This is a genomic window from Lysobacter yananisis, from assembly GCF_031199375.1.
Taxonomy (GTDB): Bacteria; Pseudomonadota; Gammaproteobacteria; order Xanthomonadales; family Xanthomonadaceae; genus Lysobacter; species Lysobacter yananisis.
The window spans coordinates 2,028,104-2,047,025 of sequence record NZ_CP133568.1 but is presented as its reverse complement, the minus strand read 5'-3'; the positions used below and the strand labels follow the sequence as shown (position 1 = coordinate 2,047,025).

The following is an 18,922-nucleotide window of genomic DNA, read 5'->3' as shown; positions in this document are numbered from 1 at the left end:
AGCCGCGACCGCGACACCGCGCCCGCGACGAAAGCCGCATCGCGAACCGGCGACGCCGGCCCGCGACGCAGGCCCGGCCTCAATGCCCGTTCTTGGCCGCCTTGATCCCGGCGCTCATCAGCTTGTCGGTCCAGGCGATGCCGACCGCCGACACGATGAACAACAGGTGGATCAGCGCCTGCCACATCACCCCTTGCTCGGTGATGTCGGTGCAGCGCATCGCCTTGTCGAGGGTGCCGTTGGCGGTCATCGCCGCGACCGCGCGCGCCATCTCGTAGGCCTCCGGCGTGCCGCACAGCGGCAGCCCGAGGCTGCCGGCGCCGATGAAGGTCTTCAGCAGGTGGATCGAGGAGATGCCGATGATCGCCATCGCCAGCTTGACCTTGAGCACGCTGGCGTTGACGTGGCTCAGCCACTCGGGCTGGTCGGGATGGCCTTCCAGGCGCAGGCGCGAGACGAAGGTCTCGTAGCCGCCGACGATCACCATCACCAGCAGGTTGGAGATCATCACCACGTCGATCAGGCCGAGCACGATCAGCATGATCGCCTGCTCGGTGAGGTTGGCCGCGTCGGTGATCAGGTGGATCAGTTCGCGCACGAACTGGAACACGTACACGCCCTGGGCCACGATCAGGCCCAGATAGAGCGGCAGCTGCAGCCAGCGCGAGCTGAAGATCAGGGCCGGCAGGGGATTGAGTCGGTTGATCTTGGGGTCGGTCATGCGGATCGATTGCGGTAGTAAAGGGAGCGGTTCCCGCGTAGCGGGGGGCCAAGAGTAGCCGGGCGACGGCGTCATCGCCATGGCAACGGCCGTCGCATTCAGGCGCGGCACGCGTCGCATGCGCGCTGGCACGCGCCTTTCCAGGCCCGCAACGGCCGCTCGCGCGGGGCCGCGCTTACACTGCCGGCTGCCGCGAAACCCGGTTTTCGCACGCCCGTCCACTCAGCGGAGTCCGTCCCCCATGATCGACCTGCACTACTGGCCCACCCCGAACGGCCACAAGATCACCCTGTTCCTGGAAGAAGCCGCCGACGCCGGCCGCCCCCAGGCCTATCGCATCGAGCCGGTCAACATCGGCGCCGGCGACCAGTTCAAGCCCGAATTCCTGGCCATTTCGCCCAACAACCGCATGCCGGCGATCGTCGACCATGCGCCGGCGGACGGCGGCGCGCCGATCAGCGTGTTCGAGTCCGGCGCGATCTTGCGGTATCTGGCGGAAAAGACCGGGCTGTTCGCGCCCGCCGACCTGCGCGGCCGGGTCGAGGTCGATGAATGGCTGTTCTGGCAGGTCGGCGGCTACGGCCCGATGCTGGGCCAGAACCACCACTTCAACCGCTACGCGCCGGAGAAGGTGCCCTACGCCATCGACCGCTACCAGCGCGAGACCGAACGCCTGTACGGCGTGCTCGACAAGCGCCTGGCCGGGCGCGAATTCATCGCTGGCGAGGCCCTGAGCATCGCCGATTTCGCCTGCTATCCCTGGGCCCGCGAGCACGACTGGCACCACGTCGACCTGGCCCGCTACCCCGCGGTGCAGCGCTGGCACGACGCGCTTTCCGCACGCCCGGCCTTCCAGCGCGCCTACGAAATGGGCAAGGTATACCGCGCCGACAAGGCCATGACCGACGAGATGCGCAAGCACCTGTTCGGTACGCCGGGGTCGTCGGCGCCCCATCCGCAGTAACGCCAGCCGCCCCGCTGCCGGCCCCGCGCCGGCGGCGTTCGCCACGGACCGCCCAATTCGATGAACACACCCCGCCGCCTCGCTGCCTGCCTGCTCGCCATGTCGCTGACCGCCGCCACGCCCGCCCTCGCCGCTCCGCCCGCCGCCGCGCCGGCCGACGGCCGCCTGACCCTGGAAGCGCTGACCGGCGACGCGCCGCTGTCGGGGCCGAGCCTGCTCAAGCCCAAGGTGGCGCCGGACGGCAGCAAGGTGAGCTTCCTGCGCGGCAAGCCGCGCGACCGCAACCGCCTGGACCTGTGGGCCTACGACATCGCCAGCGGCAAGACCGCGCTGCTGGTGGATTCCGACGACGTGCTGCCCGGCGCGGAAGTGCTCAGCGACGCGGAGAAGGCGCGGCGCGAGCGCCAGCGCATCGCCGCGCTGTCGGGCATCGTCGATTACCAGTGGTCGCCCGACGGCAAGCGCCTGCTGTTCCCGCTCGGCGGCGAGCTGTACCTGTACGACCTGACCAAGACCGGCAAGGCCGCGGTGCGCCGGCTCACCCACGGCGAAGGCTTCGCCACCGATCCCAAGCTTTCGCCCAAGGGCGGCTACGTCGGCTTCGTGCGCGACCGCAATCTGTGGGTGATCGACCTGGCCGACGGCAAGGCGACCCAGCTCACCGCCGACGGCAGCGACACCATCGGCAACGGCGTCGCCGAGTTCGTCGCCGACGAGGAAATGGACCGCCACACCGGCTATTGGTGGGCGCCGGACGATTCGGCCATCGCCTACGCCCGCATCGACGAATCGCCGGTGCCGGTGCAGAAGCGCTACGAGGTCTATCCCGACCGCACCGACGTGGTCGAGCAGCGCTATCCGGCGGCGGGCGACCACAACGTGCGCGTGCAGCTGCGGGTGGCGTCGATCGGCGCCGGCCGCGGCGCGCCGCGCGAGATCGACCTGGGCAAGGAGCAGGACATCTACCTCGCCCGCGTCGACTGGCGCGACGCCGGACGCCTGACCTTCCAGCGCCAGTCGCGCGACCAGCACACGCTCGAACTGATCGAGACCGACCTGGCCAGCGGCCAGCAGCGCACGCTGCAGACCGAGACCAGCAAGACCTGGGTGCCGCTGCACGACGACCTGCGCTTCCTCGCCGACGGCCGCATCCTGTGGAACAGCGAGCGCAGCGGCTACGAACATCTCTACCTGCTGTCGGAAGACGGCGCCAAGGCGATCGCGCTGACCTCCGGCGACTGGCCGGTGGACAGCGTGCTCGCGGTCGACGAAGCCGCCGGCCAGGTGTATTTCGCCGCCGGCAAGGACCGCCCGACCGACGCCCAGATCTATCGCGTGCCGCTGGCCGGCGGCGCGATCGAGCGCCTGTCCAAGGACGACGGCATCCACGCCGCCAGCTTCGCCAAGAACGCCAGCGTCTACGTCGACAGCTGGTCGAACCCGACCACGCCGCCGCAGCTGGAGCTGATGCGCAACGACGGCAGCCGCATCGCCGCGCTGATCGCCAACGACCTGAGCGATCCCAAGCATCCCTACGCGCCCTACCTCAAGGCGCAGCGGCCGCTGGAGTTCGGCACGCTCAAGGCCGCCGACGGCAAGACCGAACTGCACTACAGCCTGATCAAGCCGACCGGCTTCGATCCGGCCAAACGCTATCCGGTGGTGGTCTACGTGTACGGCGGCCCGGCGGCGCAGTCGGTCAAGCGCGTCTGGGCGCCGGACTTCAACCAGTACCTGGCCCAGCAAGGCTTCGTGGTGTTCTCGCTCGACAACCGCGGCACCCCGCGCCGCGGCGCGGCGTTCGGCGGCGCGCTGTACCGCAAGCAGGGCACGGTCGAAATCGCCGACCAGCTCGAAGGGGTGAAGTGGCTGAAATCGCAGCCGTGGGTGGACGGCGCCAAGATCGGCGTCTACGGCTGGTCCAACGGCGGCTACATGACCCTGATGATGCTGGCCAAGGCCAGCGACCAGTACGCCTGCGGCGCCGCCGGCGCGCCGGTCACCGACTGGGGCCTGTACGACAGCCACTACACCGAGCGCTACATGGGCCTGCCCAAGAGCAACCCCGACGGCTACCGCGAAGGCCGCGTGCTCGAACACCTGGACGGGCTGACCTCGCGCCTGCTGCTGATCCACGGCATGGCCGACGACAACGTGCTGTTCACCAACTCCACCGTGCTGATGAGCGCGCTGCAGCAGCGCGGCCGTCCGTTCGAGCTGATGACCTACCCCGGCGCCAAGCACGGCCTGCGCGGGCGCGACAACCTGCACCGGCTGCGCCTGACCGAGGATTTCTTCGAGCGCTGCCTCAAGCGCTGAGCGCCCGGCCCCGCCACCGACCGACGACAAGGAACGCGACGCGATGGAAACCGAATACCGCAAACCCTGGGTGCAGCGGCATTGGGTGTTGATGCTGGTGCTGAGCTTCGTGGTGATGATGGCGCTGTCGCTGGCCATCGGCCTGGGCTCGCTCTACGCGTTGATGTCTTCGGTCAAGGACACCGCGCCCTATCGCGAGGCGATGGCGCGGGTGCGCGGCGACGCCGGCATGGTCCAGGCCCTGGGCGAGCCGATCCAGACCAAGTGGATCCCGCTGGGCGTGGTCGAGCAGCGCGAGCAGGGCCGGGCCGCGTTCGTGGTGTTCCTGCGCGGCCCGCGCGGCGAAGGCAGCGTCGACGTGCAAGGCGGCTTCGAAAGCGGCACTTGGCATTACCAGCGCCTGCAGGGCGAAGCCTTCGGCCCGCCGCGCGAGCGCTTCGACCTGCGCAGCGCCGCCGACCACTGAGCCGCGCGGCGCCGGCCCCGGGGCCGCGCGCATGACCTTCGGCGCTTGGCCGCGCGCGGCCGCCGGCCGATGCTGGCCAACGCAGCGCGTCAGCCGCCGCTTTTCCTTTCCGCACTTCCGACAAGGGTCGCCGCCATGAAACCGCTCGTTCTCGCTATCGCCCTGGCGCTGTGCGCCCCCGCCCTCGCCGCCGCGGCGGGCGCCGCGCCCGCCGCGGCCCAGGCCGCCAAGCCGGTTCCGGCCTGGGTCAACCAAAGCAACGAGTACACCCAGATCCTGATCAAGGCCCAGGCCGATTTCTCGCCCGAGGGCTTCTCCTTCTTCGGCATCCCCGGCTACGACGACAAGGTCAGCGACCTGCGCCCGGGCGTGACCGAGCGCTACCGCGCGGCGATGGGCAAGGCGCGCGCGCAGCTGCAGGAGAAGCTCGAACTCGAGCGCGATCCCAACGTGCGCCAGGACCTGGAAATCCTGCTCGGCGCGATCGACCAGAGCGTGCGGGGCAGCGAACTCAACGAGAAGCTGATGCTGCCGTGGTTCGACGCGCCGCAGACGGTGTTCTCGGGCATGAACGCGCTGCTGTCCGACCAGACCCCGCCGGCGCGCCGGGCCAAGGCGTTGGCGCGCCTGCAGGCCTACGTCGGCCAGGCGCCGGGCAGCCAGCCGCTGACCGCGCTGGCGCGCCAGCGCTACGAGGAGCGGCTGAGCAATCCGGCGCTGTTGCAGCCGACCAAGCTCGAGGTCGAGCAGGCGCTGGCCAACGTCGAGACCTACGCCGCCGGCATCCGCAAGCTGTTCGTCAAGTACAAGATCGCCGGCGCCGACAAGGCGCTCGCGGCGATGGAAACGCAGCTGCGCGAATACGGCCAATGGACCCGCGAGCAGGTGCTGCCGAAGGCGCGCGCCGACGCGCGCCTGCCGGCGGAGCTGTACGCGTTCCAGCTCAAGCAGTTCGGCATCGACGTCGATCCGCAGCTGCTGATGCAGCGCGCCCAGGTCGAGTTCATGGAGACCCGCGCGGCGATGCGCCAGCTGGCGCCGCTGGTGGCCCAGGCCAAGGGCCTGAAGGTCGCCGATCCGCACGACTACGTCGCGGTGATCCGCGCGCTCAAGGCCGACACCATCCCCAACGACCAGCTCGAAGGCCGCTACCGCAAGGTCATCGACGCGATCGACCCGATTATCCGCAAGGAGAAGATCGTCGACGTGCCGCAGCGGCCGATGGTGATGCGCCTGGGCAGCGAGGCCGAATCGGCGGCGCAGCCGGCGCCGCACTTCCTGCCGGCGCCGCTGGTCGGCAACACCGGCCAGCAGGGCCAGTTCGTGCTGCCGGTGGCGGTGCCCAGCGCCGGCGGCAAGGCGCTGCACTACGACGACTTCAACTACGAATCGGCGGCGTGGACGCTGTCGGCGCACGAGGGCCGGCCGGGCCACGAACTGCAATTCACCGCGATGGTCGAGCGCGGCATCTCGCTGGCGCGCACGATGTTCGCCTTCAACTCGGTCAACGTCGAAGGCTGGGCGCTGTACGCCGAAGCCGAAATGGTGCCGTACGAGCCGCTGGACGGGCAGCTGATCGCGCTGCAGTTCCGCCTGCTGCGCGCGGCGCGCGCGATCCTCGACCCGATGCTCAACCTCGGCCTGACCGACCGCGCCAGCGCGGCCAAGATCCTCGGCGAACAGGTCGGTTTTTCCGAAGCGATGACCAAGCAGGAGCTGGACCGCTACATGTTCAACGCGCCGGGCCAGGCCGGCAGCTACTTCTACGGTTACAGCCGCATCCTGGAACTGCGCATGCAGACCGAGCTGGCGCTGGGCGACAAGTTCGACCGCCTGGGCTTCAACAACTTCCTGCTCGACCAGGGCCTGCTGCCGCCGTCGCTGCTGGCCAAGGCGGTGCAGGAGGACTACGTGCCGCAGCGCAAGGGCAAGTGACGCGCGCGGCTTCGGCCGCGGGATGAACGAAGGCCGCGGCCATTGCCGCGGCCTTTTTCTTTGCCGGTTTGCCGCGCCGTGCGGCGTCTCTTACCGCAACACCGCGGTCCGGCGAAATCCGGAACCCACAATTTCTTGCTGCTGTTGCTGTTGCTGTTGCTGTTGCTGTTGCTGTTGCTGTTGCTGTCAGCTTGGACGCAACCCCATGCGAAGCACACGCCTTGCAGCCCCGGAGGGCGCGCGCATGGATGCGCGCGTGCGCCATGGGGCAGGATGCCCCTTATGGCGCAGCCCCGCGCCGGGTGCTGGACCTAGTGGCTTTTGACTTAAAACAAGCGTTTTTCTTTGGCTACTTTCTTTTGTCGCGCTGACAAAAGAAAGTAGCTCGGCCGCTTGCGGACGAAAGCATTTGATGGTGGCTTGTCGTCGCGCGACACATCGGTAACGGTGAGAGCAGCAGCAACGTCAAAATGGGTTCCGGCTTTCGCCGGAATGACGGACGTGGGGTCGCGTGTCCGACTGTAGGAGCGGCGCGAGCCGCGACCGCGACAACGAATCTACGATGAAACTTTCGTAATCGCCGCGATGGCGCGGTCGCGGCTTGCGCCGCTCCTACAGGGGGCGTGCCGCTGTGGGGTTCGTCTTTACGTGTGCGTACGGGTGACGACAAGCGAACATCAAGGGCTTCCGTCCGCAAGCGGCCGGGTCACTTTCTTTGTCTGAAGCCACAAAGAAAGTAACCAAAGAAAAGGCCTTATCTTTTTCGGATCAAGAGCCACTATGGCTCGAAAGGCGCGCGGGGCCGCGCCATAAGGGGCATCCTGCCCCATGGCGCGCGTGCGCATCCATGCGCACGCCCTCCGGGGCGGCGGAACGACTGCATCGTGCTCGGGGGCGAGCACGAGCAACGGCAACGGCAACGGCAAAATGGATTCCGGCTTTCGCCGGAATGACGGAGTTGCACGCTGCCGGTGCGCATGTGCTGGGCCGAAACGCTGCGACCGAAGCCCTTGTAGGAGCGGCGCAAGCCGCGACCGCGAAACTGCGACTACGACGAACAACCGGCGCACACGCCGCCCCCCGTCGCGCGCCGCGCTCCCGCCTCAATACACCAACGACCACTGCATCGTATGCAGCGCGAACACGAACCACACCACCGCCACGCAAGCCGCCGCGATCGCCAGCGCGCAGGCGCGGCGCACGCGGTGCACCGGCGGGCGCAGGGCCTGGCGCGCGTTGAGGATCGACACCGCCGCCACCGCCACGCTCAACAGTCCCAGCAGCTGCGCCATGCGCAGGCCCGAGTCGAGCTGGCCGTCGAACATCCGCGGCGACAGTTCGATGCGCCCCAACATCCACGCCCACAACGCCAGCAACAGCAGGTTCGCGATCAATCCGAAGAAGGTCAGCAAACGCAGGTCGCGCCCGCGTCCGTCGAGCTTGAGTTGACGTTGCGTGTGCCGGCGCACCAGCGCCGCCGCCGGCCATAGCAACAGCGCCAGCACGTGCACCGCCACGGTCGCGTAGAACAGCGGCAGCATCCAGCCGGCCGAACGCCACGCCGGCACCGGCTGCAGCCACATCGCCGGCGGCGCGTCGTCGGTGCCGATGGCGACGATCTTGCCGTCCACGCGCTTGGCCGCCAGGCGGCTGTCGCCGTCGACTTCCTGCCACACGTAAGGCTCGATCTCGCGCCAGCGCTTGATCCGCCCGTCGCGCGCGCGCAGGGTCGAGACCGAAACCGTGTCGTCGTCGTTCAACGACACCACCGCGCTGCCGAGCAGGCGCGCGATGGCGAGGAAGTTGCTCGCCGACTGGCGGCTGTTCTCGTAACGCCCGACCAGCTGCTTGCCGTGCAGGCGCGCGGTCAGCCGCGTCGCCGGCGGCGCGCCGCGCTCGGGGTAGTAGCGCTTGAGCAAGCCGTCGATCAGATCGCGATGCAGCGCGCGCCCGGCCTTGCCGGGGCCGTCCACCGACACGAACACACCCAGTTTCTTGTCCGGCAGCAACGCCAGGCTGCTCTGGAAAGCCTCGGTCGCGCCGCCGTGGCCGAGCGCGGTCAGGCCGTGCTTGTCGCGGCGGAAGAAGCCCAGCGTCATCGCGTCGAGCCCGGCGATCGGCCGCACCGCCACCCGCTGCATCGCCTGCGCGGTGTAGGGCTTGAGGATCTCGGCGCCGCGGAACCGGCCCTGGTCGAGCTGGGCGATCATGAAGTTGGCCATGTCGCGGCCGGTGGTGGACAGCGCGCCGGCCGGCGCGGCGTTGACCAGTTCGAACGGGATCGGCGCGGCGCCGGGCTCGGCGTAGCCGAGCGCGACGTCGCCGGCCAGGCCCTTGGGCAGCGGCTGGCGGAAGGTCGAACGGCGCATGTCCAGCGGCATCAGCACGCGCTGCTCGATGTAGTCGTTGAACGGCTGGCGGGCGACGCGCTCGACGATGTAGCCGGCCAGGGCCACGCCGTAGTTGGAATACGCCGGCACCTGCCCGGGCGGATAGATGCGCTCGGGCTGCACCGTCTCCAGGTAGGCGCGCAGCGGGCGCAGGCGCGAGGGGTCGGCGGCGAACAGGTGCTTGGCCGATTCTTCGAAACCGGCGCTGTGGGTCATCAGGTGGCGCAGGGTCAGCGGCTGGCCCTGGTAATCGCGGATGCGGAAGTCGAGGTAGTCGTTGACGTCGGTGTCGAGGTCGAGCTTGCCCTGTTCGACCAACTGCATCACCGCGGTCCAGGTGAACAGCTTGGAGATCGAACCGGGGCGGATCACCGTGCGCGCGGCGTCCATCGGCCGGCCCTTGGCGCGGTCGGCGTAGCCGTAGCCCTTGGCCAGGATCACTTGGCCGTCCTTGACCACCACGACCACCGCGCCGGCCAGGCCGCCGCGGGCCAGGGCGCTGGGCACCAGTCCGTCGGCATAGGCCTCGACATCGACCGAGACCAGCGCCGGGGTCGGCGCCAGGCCGCTGCTGGCGTCGGCGTCGAGCAGGATCTCGCCGCCGCCGTCGTCGACGCCGGGCTCGGCCGGCAACGGCGCCACCGCGACCGGCGCGGGCGGCGGCAACGCTACCGGCTTGGGCGCGGCGGCGACCGGCGCGGGTATGGGCGCGGGTATGGGCGCGGGCACAGGTGCAGGCACGGGCGTGGGTGCGGGCGGCGGCGCGGCGGGCTTGGGCGCGGGCGGCGGCAACGGCCGCAGCGGGATCGCCTGGGTGTCGTCGCCGATGCCGCCCTCGGCCAGCGGCGAGGCCTGGCGGATCACCCCGCCCGACAGCGGCGCGACATACGGCGCCGACCCGGGCGGGCGCTGCGGCGCCGGCGGGTCGACGATCACGCGCGAGGGCGGCGGCGCGGTGGTCGCCGCGCGCACGGCGGCCGAGGGGCCGCGCGGCGGCTCGGACGCCGCGGCGGGCGGTCGCCGCGCTGGCGCCGAGGCGGCCGGTGCGGGATGCGACGCGGCCGGTGCCGAGGCCGCCGCGGCGGGACGCGGCGCGGCCGGGGCGGAGGCCGTCGGGGCGGGGCGCGACGCGGCGGGTGCAGGAACGGTGGTTGCGCGCGGCGTTGCCGCCGGCGCAGGCGCGGCGTTACGCGGCGCCGGAGTGGCGGCGGGACGGTTCGACGCTGCGCTGCCGGAGGACGGCGCGGACGTCGACGTCGCGGGCGGTGCGGACGCGGCGACCGGCGTACGCGGCGGCGTCGCCGTACGCAGCGAACCGGAGGCGGGCGCGGGCGGCGGCGCGGGCGGGCGCGGCGTCGAGGGCGTCGGCGCGGACGTCGACGTCGCGGACGGCGCGGATGCAGCGGCCGGCGTGCGCGGCGGCGTCGCCGTACGCAGCGAACCGGAGGCGGGCGCGGGCGTCGGCGCGGGCGGGCGCGGCGTCGAGGACGACGGCGCGGGCGTCGAAGTCGCGGGCGGTGCGGGCGTCGCGCCCGTGCGCGCCGGGGGCGTCGCGGCCGTGGCGGGCGCGGGACGACGGGTTTCGGCGGCGGCGGGCGCGATCGGCACGGCCACGGGCGCCGGCGCGGACAGCGCGCCCGACGGGGTCGCGGCAGGCGGCGGCGCGGCCGCGGGCGACGGCGTCAGCGGCACCGCCGTGGTCGTGGCCGGAAACGCGGCGGCGCCGGAGGCGCGGCGCGGCGGCAGGCTCGGCGGCGGCCGGACGCGCTTCCGAGGGCCGCGTCGCAGCCGGCCGCGACGCGGCCTGGTCGGCCTCGGCCGCCGCACCCGGCTCCGGCGAAGCCGGCGGCTGCGCCGCCACCGCCAATGCCCAGCACAGTCCCACCGACGCACTCGCGCGCCACGCCCAGCCCCAGACCTTCCCACTCATCCCTAAAACCCCCTCTCGCCCGGGGCGTCGCCCCGGCACATCCGTCATCGCGACCGCGCGCCGGCGTCGGGGCCGACGGCAGCCCGGCAGTGTACGCGCCCGCGGCGACGCATCGGCGGCGGCGCCCGGCTGGCCCGCCCCGCGCGAACGCGCCGCCTGAAGGCCCCGAGCCGCGGCCACTCCTGCCCCGCCCCTGCCAGCCCCCGCCTGCGCCCCAGGCCGAGTCCAGCCGCTCAAACCCCTGACCTCCAGCTCAAGTCCCGCACCCCGCACCCCGCGCCAGATTTTCAAAACGACCAACCCCGTTTCACAATCCGCACAATCCCTTGACCGCCACGCTTGGCAAGCCTCCGCCCCGCGCCCTAGAGTCGCGTGTGCCCCTTTCCGGCCCCGTCCATGCCCGCCAAGCGCAGCAAGACCGTCATCGTCGCCGCGCCCGCCGCCGCTCCCAATCCCGGCGTCGCCCTGCGCGCCCTGCGCCGCCAGCGCGGTTGGACCCTGGCCGAGATCGGCGCGCGCACCGGGCTGCCGATCTCCACCTTGTCCAAGATCGAGAACGGCAAGATGTCGCTGAGCTTCGACAAGCTCACCCGCATCGCCCAGGGCCTGGAAGTCGACATCGGCGAGTTGTTCTCGAACCAGCCGCCGGCCGGCAACGACGCCTTCAGCGGACGCCGCAGCATCACCCGCGCCGGCGAAGGCTATGCGATCCGCACCGAGAACTACGATCACCTCTATCCGGCTTCGGAACTGCTCAACAAGCGCCTGGTGCCGATCATCGCCGAGGTCCGCGCGCGCAGCCTGGACGAGTTCGGCGAACTGATCCGGCACAGCGGCGAAGAGTTCGCGATGGTGCTGGAAGGCGCGATCGAACTGCACACCGAGCTGTACGCGCCGGCGCGACTCGAGACCGGCGACTCGATCTATTTCGACAGCGCCATGGGCCACGCCTACATCGCCGCCGCGCCGGGCCGCTGCCGGGTGCTGGCGGTGTGTTCGGGCGGCGAGGCGCACCTGCGCGAAGCGATGGCGCGCCAGGACGCCGCCCGCTACGAGCCGCCGCGCCCGTCGCGCGCGCGGCGCGAGGACGGCTGAGCGCCGCGCGCGCCGGCGCCTGCCATAAAACTTCGCGCAAGAGGCGGCCCGCGCAAGGCCGATACGCTGCATCCGGCTGATCGCAGTCACACAAGCCGCAGGCAGCGATCACGGCGCCGAGTTTTCGCCGGACGAAAGTTTTTCGCCGCGCCGCGCCGGATCGTGCCGCGCCGGACCGTGCCACCCCGAACCGGGCCGCCGCGGACCGCTCAGCCGCGCAGCCGGCGCAACGCGCGGCATTCGTCGAGCCAGGCCAACAGCGCCGCCGCGGCGCGGCGCTCGCCGGCGCGGCCGCGCAGCAGTTCGCGCACCGGCACCGGCGCGCCCGGGTCCAGCCGCGCCAGCAGCGCGCGCTCGGCCGCGGCCTCGCCGTCCACGCGCAGGCCGTGGCCGTGCGCGGCGAAGCGCCAGCCGCCGGGCTCGCGCCGGCGCAGCACGGTATCGATCAAGGCCACCCGCGCATCCGCCGCGAACGCGCGCGCCGGCGCGCGCGCCGGCGGCGGTTCGAAGCCGCCGGCCGACAGGCGCTGCAGCGACACCGCGCGCACCCGCGTGCGCAGCGCCGCCGGCGCCGCCATCGCCCGCGCGCTGTCCAGCGCCGCGCGCAAGGCCGGCGGCAAGGGCTCGGCGAGCACGCCGTCGGCGCCGATCCGCGCCGGCGCCAGCACCGCGAGATCGGCCGGCAACGCGGCGCGCAGCAACTGCGCGGCCGGATCGATCTGCGCGTCGGCGCGGCCGAGATCGACCATCAGGTCTTCCAGTTCGTACACCGGCCGGTGCTCGTGCCTCGGTACGCCGAGGTTGACGCTGGTGCAGACGCCGCCGTCGACGCTCTCGCCGACGTGGTAATAGTCGGCCGGCCAATACAGCACGTCGCCGGGCTCGGCCTCGACCAGGAACGAGCTGTGCAGATGGGCGCGGTAATCGGGCAGGGTCGAGATCGCCTCGCGCCACGGCTTGCGCGTCCAAAAGCGCATGCGCTTGCGCCCCTGCACCGGCACCATGAAGGTGGCGAAGCGGTCGCGGTGCACGCCGACCGGCGTGGATTCGTAATTGCCGTGGAACAAGGTGGTGATCGCGCCGGTAACCGGCAACCCGGCCTCGCGCCACAGCGGCGCGAAGAACGCGCGCTCGCTGCGCCACAGCGGCCAGCGGTAGCTGTGGAACGCGCTGATCACCAGCGCGTAGCGGCGCTCGCCGAGCGCGGCCAGCATGCGCTGGCGATAGCCGTCCAGCGACGCGTCCTCGCGCCGCGGCATCCACGGCGCGGGGTCGAGTTGCTGCAAACGGCCGAGCGTGAGCACGGTGTTGTCGGGCTCTTCCGGCAGCCGCCGGCGGCTGCGCGCCGCCGCGGCCACGGCGCTGCGGAACACTTCGTCGAGGGCGAACGGCCGGCCGTGGGCGACGCCCTTGAACAGCACCGGGCGGCGGTCCCAGTCTTGCGCGACGAACGCCGGCCAATCGAGCGTCTCGCGCAGGCGCGGGCTGCGGCGCGGGTCGGATGCGCTCATGCGTCCTCCACGTCGCCGCGGCGGCGCAGGCCGCGCAACTCGTACAAGCGCTGCAGCACGGCGACCAGATCGGGATCGACGCCGCGACCGGATTCGTGCCCGGACTCGCGCGCGCACAACGCCGAAACGCGCGCCGCTTCGCCGCTGCGCAGCTGCGCCAGCAGGCGATCCAGGCGCGGGTGATCGGGCATCGCGAAGCTGTGGCCGGCCACCGCCCAGCGCCAACCCGCGTCTTCGCGCAGGCGCAGCAACGGGTTGCGCGGATCGCACTCGACCTCGTCGCCGGCGCGCAGGCGCGACGGCGCGCGCGGCACCGGCACCGGTTCCAGTGCGCCGGCGCTGACGCGTTCCAGCCAGCCGGCGCGCACGCTGCGTTCCAGTTCGCCCGCCGCCACCGCCGTGCGCATCGCCGCGGCGACCCGCGCCAGCGGCGCCAGCGCGGTCGCGCCGCGCTGCGCGCGCGGCGGCGGGAAGTCGAGCATCGCCACGCGTTCGTCGGCGCCGAGCTCGGCGTCGACGCTGTCGGCCAACGCATCCTTGGCCGCGATCATCGCGTCGCCGCCGCGCACCGGCACGCGCAGGGCCAAGCCGAGGCAACCGCCTTCGTCGCCGAGTTCGTGCCAGTGCCGGCCCGGCCAACACAGCGCCTCGCCGGGCCGCGCGCGCAGACTTTGCGCCGGCGCCCGCCCGGGCGCGGGCCGCGTCCGCCACGAACGCAGCGCGCACGCGCCCAGCAGCGGCAACTGGATCAGCACGTGGCGCGGCGCCAGGCGCAGGCCCAGCGTGGCCGCGTCGGCGTCGCCGATCCACAGGCTCGCCTCGACCGGCAGCGCCGGCAGGCCCAGGCGCGCGAACAGCGGCGCCAGCAGCGCGCGCGTGCGCGCCCACAGCGGGTAGTCCAGGAACAGCGGATGCGCGACGCGCAACTGGAAGCGCGCGCCGTCGAGGCGTTCGCGCACCCGTTGCAGATAGCGTTGCGGATCGTCGCGGTCCTCGGCGCCGGGCAGCAGGTCGCCGGGCGCGCGCAGCTGCGCGCCGTCGCGATAAAAACGCACGTCCGGCAGCGCCATGAAGCGGGTGCCGGCGCGGAACGGTTCGGCCGCGCGCGCGATCAGCGCGAACGCGCGCTGCGGCGGCAACGGCGGCGCGCCGGCGCCGGGTGCCAGCGCGGCGCGGCGGTCCCAGTGCGGCCACAGCGGCGACCAGTCCACGCCGGGTGTGTCGTCCTGGCTCGGCGGATCGTCCGGACGCGGCGAGGCGCTCATGCCGGCGCCGCCTCGAACGCGCTGCGCACGCGCCGCGCGTAATCGGCCAGCGGCTCCAGCCCCATCGCCCGGCGCCGCGCGTCGACCTGCGCCGGCTGCTCGATCGGACACGGCTCCAGCGCCGCGCCGCGGCGGCGGAACTTGGTGCCGAAGCGCTGCTTGCGGCCGCGCTGCACGCGCAGCGCGTCGGTGAGGTAGGCCAGCTCGCGCAGGCTCATGTCGCCGTCGCGGGCGGCGCGTTCGACCAGGCGCAGGCAGCGGTCCTGGAACGCGCGCGGCCCGTCGGCATGCTGCAACAGCCGGCACGCGGCCGCGGCGGCGTCCGCGCCGACCAGGGCCCGGCCGGGCCAGCCGTGGCGCGCGACCACGCGCTGCAGCCAACTCATCGCCGCATCCACGCGTTCGCGCAGCTGCGCGTCCAGCGCGGCGTCGGCGAAGCCGCTGGCGGTCCACGGCGCGCGCAGCGCCGCGTCGATGCGGTCGATGCGCAGCAGGCGCTCGGCGATCCGCGTGGGGTCGTCGAGCGCATCGTCCTCGACCGGATCGCCGTCGCTCGCCGTCGGCGCGGACAGCGCCTCGATCCGCAAGTGCATCGACTCGCCTTCCCAGCGATAGATCAGACGCCGGTCCTGCGCCGGCCAATCGAACGCGGCCTCGCCGTCGCGCGCGCCCCACCAGCGCAGCCACACGCCCAGGCGCGCGTCGCCGCGTTCGCCGCACACCGGCAGCCGCGCCGCCGGGTCGGCCAGCGCGTGCGCGACCGCGTCGCGCAGCGCCACGCACAGGTCCAGCGGCGCGAACTCGGGCCCGGCCAGCAACTCCGGCGCCGGATTCATCGGCGGGCGTTGCGGCCCGCGCAACGGCACGCGTTGCAGCCGCGACTGCGGCGGCGGCGACAGCGCCAACAGCGGCGCATCGGCGCGCAGTTGGCGAAAGAAATACGGCACGTCGCCGCGCGCGAGCTGGCGGCGTTCGGCGGCGTTGAACGGCCGCGCCGAGGCGGCGTCTTCGACCGCGCCCTGGTCGAACGCGCCGGCGTCGAGCGCGGCCAGGTAATCCGCGGTCGGCCGCAGCAATACCCGCGTGCAGCCCCCGCGCAGCGCGCGGCGCAGTTCGTCGGCGACGCGCTCGTTGTTCAAGTGCAGCAGCATCCAGGCATCGAACATGCCGCGCAGGAAGCCCGGCAAGTAAGCCGCGTAGCCGACCGCGCCGGCGCGGTCGCGCACCAGCGTGCGCGAGGCGCGGCGACGCCACGGCCGCCGGTTCGCGCACAGCCGCCAGCCGCCGGCCTCGATCGGCGCGCCGGCCGGCACTGCGCCTTCGCCCGCGCGCAGCCGCGCGCGATCGTCTTCGCGCAGCCACACCAGCGCCGGCCCTTCGCTCTGCGCCGGGCCGGCGCGCTCCAGCCCGGGCGCGTAACTGCCTTCGTCGCGCTCGCCGACGACCAGGCCGGTGTCCTCCAGCCGCCGCACCGGGAACAGGCAGATTTCCAGGTCCACCGGGATCAGCACGGTCTCGCCGTCGCGCTCGCCGGCCAGCACGTTGCCGGGGCCGAGATCGACCAGGCCGAAACCGAAGCACGCCGCGGCCAGATTGCCGGCCCGGCGCCACAGCTGCGCGGCCGCGCGCGGCGCCAGCACGGTGGCGCGCTCGTGCTCGCCGCGGTCGGCGCCGCGGATTCGGCGGTAAGCCGGCGGCGGTTCGATCCATTCCTGCCACAGGTAGCGGCCGCGATCGCGCGCGCGCGGCGCGCCGTGGAACGCGTCCAGGGTCGGCAATCGCACCGGGCCGGCCGCGGCCGGCAGGGCGTTGATCGCGGCGAACACGCCGGCGCGTTCGCGCGCGGCCAGGAACGCGATCTCGGCGTCGGCCGGGCGCGGCTTGTAGGCCAGCGCGCCGCCGCGCTCGAATTCGACCCGCAGCACGCGCTGGCGGCCGTTGTGGGTTTCTTCCGGATGCGCCCACAGCGCGACCGCCGCGCCGCTGCGGCCGTGGGCGCCGAGCGCGCCGGCCTCGCCGTCGCGGCGCAGCCGGCGCAGGAACAGTTCGAGAAAGCGCCGGTGGCTGTCGCGCAGCGCCTGCAGCCGCGCATGCAGGCGCGTGCGCCGCGGCGCCAGGCAGTGGCGCAGCGCCTGCAGCACCACCGGCGCGTGCAGGTCGCCGTTGTCCAGCGCCAGCGCGGCCGGCGCCACCCGCGCCGCGTGGCGGCGCGCGAGCGCGGCGCAATCGCGCTCCAGCGCGGCCAGGAATACGCGCCAGGCGCGCAGGCGCGGATCGGCCAGCCACTCGCGCAGGCGCGCGGCATCGACGGGGCCGCGCCACGCGCGTGCGGGTTCGAGCAAACCGCCCGCGCCCAGGCGCGCGCGCGGCGGCCACCACCACGCGTCGCCGCCGCGCTCCAGCGCGCACAGCCAGCGTTGCAGCAAGGCGCCGGCCTCGTCGCGCTGCGGGCGCGAGGCGGTGCGGGTCGGCGAAGGGGGCGGAACGGAGCGGGCGGACGTCATCGCGCGGCGCGGCGGCATCTCATCGTGGAGCGCGCGGCGGCGTACGCGGACGGCGGCGGCGGGCGGCGGCCGCGACGCACGCGTCCTCGCCGCGCGGCGGCGCAGAAACGACGGCCGGCGCGCGGCCGGCCGTCGTCGGGTGCGGCGATCGGCGTCAGAGGATGCAGTAGATGCGGATGCAGGTGGACGCGCGATAGGCGGCCTGGGCCGGCGCCTGCTTGCGCACTTCGCCCAGCTTCAGCGCGGCGTTGGCCGGCTTGGCGGCGGGCTTCACGGTGGCGGCTTGCTTCTTCATGGGTCGGTTCTCCTACGGTGGCGAAGCCGCGGCGACGGCCGCGGCGGGGGAACGTTGCGCGGGACGCGCCCGCGCGCCGCTGACGGGCGGCGACTCAGACGCAGTAGATGAAACGCGAGCACGAGCGCGGCGCGAACTGCTGGCCCTGGCCCTGGGTCTTCTTCTGCTGCTGGCCGGGCGCCAGCTTCGGCGACGGCGCGGCGGACTTGGCATTGGCGGTCTTCATACGGCTCTCCTTGACGTGATGTCGTCGCGGAACGCGTGGGTCCCGGACGTTGATGGCCTGAAGCAGGCGCGGGCTCCGCCGACCGTCGCCGCGCGATCGCGCGCGACGGCCCGGAGGCGTTCCGACTCTAGCCCAGGCTCACGCTTTTGCTTCCCACAGGCACCAGAAGCGTGAGCAGGTTCTCAGCCGAACGTGAACGTCGAGACGCCGCGCGGTCGCGCGCGGCGGCCGCGGGAGCGCGGAAAACAGCGGGTTTTCGCCGCTTGCGCGCGGCGCGGGCGGATTGCCGGCGGATGTGCGATTGCAGCAAGCCGCGGCAGCGCCGCGATCGATGAACGATTCAGCCGCGTCGCGTCAACTGACCCGCGCCAGCATGCGCCGGTTGCCGATCAAACGCGCCCAGCGCGCGCCCACGTCGCTCAGGCAGACATACGCCGCCTCGCCGGCCAGCCGCACCAGCATGCGCGCGTCCAGGCGCAAACGCGGTTCGGCCGCGCACAGTTCGAAGTCGTAGCCGAGCCGGCGCGCGAACCAGGCGCAGCGCGCCAGGTGATAGCGGCTGCTGAGCAGGGTCACCCGCGAACGCATGCCTTCGCCGAGCAGTTCGCGCGCGTTGCGCAGGTTCTGCAGGGTGTCGCGCGATTGGTTTTCCAGCCGCAGCGGCGCGTCGCTGGCCAGGCCGCGCGCGAGCAAGCCCAGGCGGGCCAGTTCGGCTTCGCTGGTTTCGTCCGCGGCGCCGCCGCCGAGCAGCACCACGCTGCGCGGCGGACGCTCGCGCCACAGCGACACCGCGCGATCCAGGCGCGCCTCGAAATCGCGGTCGAGGCGTCCGCCGGGCGCGTGCTTGCCGAACAGCAGCACGCATTCGCCGCGTTCGGGCCGGCACGGCGCGTTGCGCGCGACCCGCAGCACGTGGACGAAATAGCCCAGGTAGACCAGGCCGGCGCTGAGCGCGCACGCGGTCGCGGTCACCGCCGCGACCTGCAGGATGTCGCGGTCGCCGAACAGGGACAGGCGGTGGGCGGTGCGGGTGGTCAAGGCGGGCGCGCGGGATCGCAAGTCGGGCGGCCGCGGAGCGCGGCGCGGGCGCCATGATACTCGCGGCGGCCAGGGTTCGCGGGCGCCGGGCGGAGCGCGTCGGGCCTGAAGGCCCTCCCACAAAAGCCAAGGTCCTTCTGCAAAGGCCAAGGTGCTCCCACCCAAAGCTGAGGCCTTCCCGCAAACGCGCTGCGAACGCCAGCCTGCCCCGTGCGACGGGACGACCTACAGACCCGGCGCCGTTCGCTCCGCCGGCGGGGGGA

At 72.8% G+C, this 18,922-nt stretch carries 14 protein-coding genes; 6 read left to right on the top strand and 8 right to left on the bottom strand.

The genetic code is table 11. From position 1 onward, the window contains the following. Positions 1-79 precede the first annotated feature (79 nt). The gene (locus RDV84_RS08630) at positions 80-721 is read right to left on the bottom strand and encodes a TIGR00645 family protein (RefSeq protein ID WP_057949437.1); all 642 of its coding nucleotides are present in this window, start codon (positions 719-721) and stop codon (positions 80-82) included. A gap of 241 nt (positions 722-962) precedes the next feature. Here RDV84_RS08630 and RDV84_RS08625 point away from each other — a divergent pair, with 241 nt between their 5' ends. The 4 genes from RDV84_RS08625 (at position 963) to RDV84_RS08610 (ending at position 6,405) form a co-directional block, all read left to right on the top strand. Beyond that, complete coding sequence (locus tag RDV84_RS08625; protein ID WP_057949438.1) at positions 963-1,685, top strand: glutathione binding-like protein; 723 nt, start codon at positions 963-965, stop codon at positions 1,683-1,685. A 99-nt stretch (positions 1,686-1,784) separates the two neighbouring features. After that, positions 1,785-4,004: a S9 family peptidase gene (locus RDV84_RS08620; RefSeq protein WP_309153705.1), complete on the top strand. Its 2,220-nt coding sequence runs from the start codon at positions 1,785-1,787 to the stop codon at positions 4,002-4,004. A gap of 43 nt (positions 4,005-4,047) precedes the next feature. After that, positions 4,048-4,470: a cytochrome c oxidase assembly factor Coa1 family protein gene (locus tag RDV84_RS08615; protein ID WP_057949440.1), complete on the top strand. Its 423-nt coding sequence runs from the start codon at positions 4,048-4,050 to the stop codon at positions 4,468-4,470. Positions 4,471-4,605: 135 nt separating this feature from the next. Next, positions 4,606-6,405, top strand: a complete 1,800-nt coding sequence (locus tag RDV84_RS08610) for a DUF885 domain-containing protein (RefSeq protein WP_309153088.1) — start codon at positions 4,606-4,608, stop codon at positions 6,403-6,405. Between the two features lie 1,103 nt (positions 6,406-7,508). Here the strand turns inward: RDV84_RS08610 and RDV84_RS08605 are convergent. Next, positions 7,509-9,461, bottom strand: a complete 1,953-nt coding sequence (locus RDV84_RS08605) for a serine hydrolase domain-containing protein (RefSeq protein ID WP_309153087.1) — start codon at positions 9,459-9,461, stop codon at positions 7,509-7,511. A 37-nt stretch (positions 9,462-9,498) separates the two neighbouring features. On the opposite strand from RDV84_RS08605, the gene RDV84_RS08600 reads away from it, so the two are divergent. Continuing rightward, on the top strand, positions 9,499-10,731 hold the full coding sequence (locus RDV84_RS08600; RefSeq protein WP_309153086.1) for a hypothetical protein: 1,233 nt from the start codon (positions 9,499-9,501) through the stop codon (positions 10,729-10,731). Positions 10,732-11,121: 390 nt separating this feature from the next. Next, positions 11,122-11,820: a helix-turn-helix domain-containing protein gene (locus RDV84_RS08595; protein ID WP_309153085.1), complete on the top strand. Its 699-nt coding sequence runs from the start codon at positions 11,122-11,124 to the stop codon at positions 11,818-11,820. A gap of 209 nt (positions 11,821-12,029) precedes the next feature. Here the strand turns inward: RDV84_RS08595 and RDV84_RS08590 are convergent, their stop codons facing one another. The 6 genes from RDV84_RS08590 to RDV84_RS08565 form a co-directional block, all read right to left on the bottom strand. Continuing rightward, positions 12,030-13,331: a JmjC domain-containing protein gene (locus RDV84_RS08590; protein ID WP_309153084.1), complete on the bottom strand. Its 1,302-nt coding sequence runs from the start codon at positions 13,329-13,331 to the stop codon at positions 12,030-12,032. Then, positions 13,328-14,596 (bottom strand): hypothetical protein, encoded by a 1,269-nt coding sequence (locus RDV84_RS08585; protein WP_309153083.1) that lies wholly within the window; start codon positions 14,594-14,596, stop codon positions 13,328-13,330. The genes RDV84_RS08590 and RDV84_RS08585 overlap by 4 nt, the downstream gene beginning before the upstream one ends. Beyond that, a complete protein-coding gene (locus RDV84_RS08580) occupies positions 14,593-17,100 on the bottom strand; it encodes a DUF6624 domain-containing protein (RefSeq protein ID WP_309153082.1) in 2,508 nt (835 codons plus the stop codon). Before RDV84_RS08580 ends, RDV84_RS08585 begins: the two co-directional genes overlap by 4 nt. Before the next feature lie 154 nt (positions 17,101-17,254). Beyond that, positions 17,255-17,395: a hypothetical protein gene (locus tag RDV84_RS08575; protein ID WP_157490453.1), complete on the bottom strand. Its 141-nt coding sequence runs from the start codon at positions 17,393-17,395 to the stop codon at positions 17,255-17,257. 94 nt (positions 17,396-17,489) lie between these two features. Further along, positions 17,490-17,621, bottom strand: a complete 132-nt coding sequence (locus RDV84_RS08570) for a hypothetical protein (protein ID WP_256375635.1) — start codon at positions 17,619-17,621, stop codon at positions 17,490-17,492. Between the two features lie 354 nt (positions 17,622-17,975). Then, on the bottom strand, positions 17,976-18,659 hold the full coding sequence (locus RDV84_RS08565) for a YdcF family protein (protein ID WP_057949449.1): 684 nt from the start codon (positions 18,657-18,659) through the stop codon (positions 17,976-17,978). Positions 18,660-18,922: the final 263 nt, after the last annotated feature.

Excerpts from the sequence above, each read along its gene's own strand:
- RDV84_RS08630 (WP_057949437.1), bottom strand. The coding sequence starts at position 721 with ATGACCGACCCCAAGATCAACCGACTCAATCCCCTGCCGGCCCTGATC.
- RDV84_RS08625 (WP_057949438.1), top strand. The coding sequence starts at position 963 with ATGATCGACCTGCACTACTGGCCCACCCCGAACGGCCACAAGATCACC.
- RDV84_RS08620 (WP_309153705.1), top strand. The coding sequence starts at position 1,785 with ATGTCGCTGACCGCCGCCACGCCCGCCCTCGCCGCTCCGCCCGCCGCC.
- RDV84_RS08615 (WP_057949440.1), top strand. The coding sequence starts at position 4,048 with ATGGAAACCGAATACCGCAAACCCTGGGTGCAGCGGCATTGGGTGTTG.
- RDV84_RS08610 (WP_309153088.1), top strand. The coding sequence starts at position 4,606 with ATGAAACCGCTCGTTCTCGCTATCGCCCTGGCGCTGTGCGCCCCCGCC.
- RDV84_RS08600 (WP_309153086.1), top strand. The coding sequence starts at position 9,499 with ATGGGCGCGGGTATGGGCGCGGGCACAGGTGCAGGCACGGGCGTGGGT.
- RDV84_RS08595 (WP_309153085.1), top strand. The coding sequence starts at position 11,122 with ATGCCCGCCAAGCGCAGCAAGACCGTCATCGTCGCCGCGCCCGCCGCC.
- RDV84_RS08590 (WP_309153084.1), bottom strand. The coding sequence starts at position 13,331 with ATGAGCGCATCCGACCCGCGCCGCAGCCCGCGCCTGCGCGAGACGCTC.
- RDV84_RS08585 (WP_309153083.1), bottom strand. The coding sequence starts at position 14,596 with ATGAGCGCCTCGCCGCGTCCGGACGATCCGCCGAGCCAGGACGACACA.
- RDV84_RS08580 (WP_309153082.1), bottom strand. The coding sequence starts at position 17,100 with ATGACGTCCGCCCGCTCCGTTCCGCCCCCTTCGCCGACCCGCACCGCC.
- RDV84_RS08575 (WP_157490453.1), bottom strand. The coding sequence starts at position 17,395 with ATGAAGAAGCAAGCCGCCACCGTGAAGCCCGCCGCCAAGCCGGCCAAC.
- RDV84_RS08570 (WP_256375635.1), bottom strand. The coding sequence starts at position 17,621 with ATGAAGACCGCCAATGCCAAGTCCGCCGCGCCGTCGCCGAAGCTGGCG.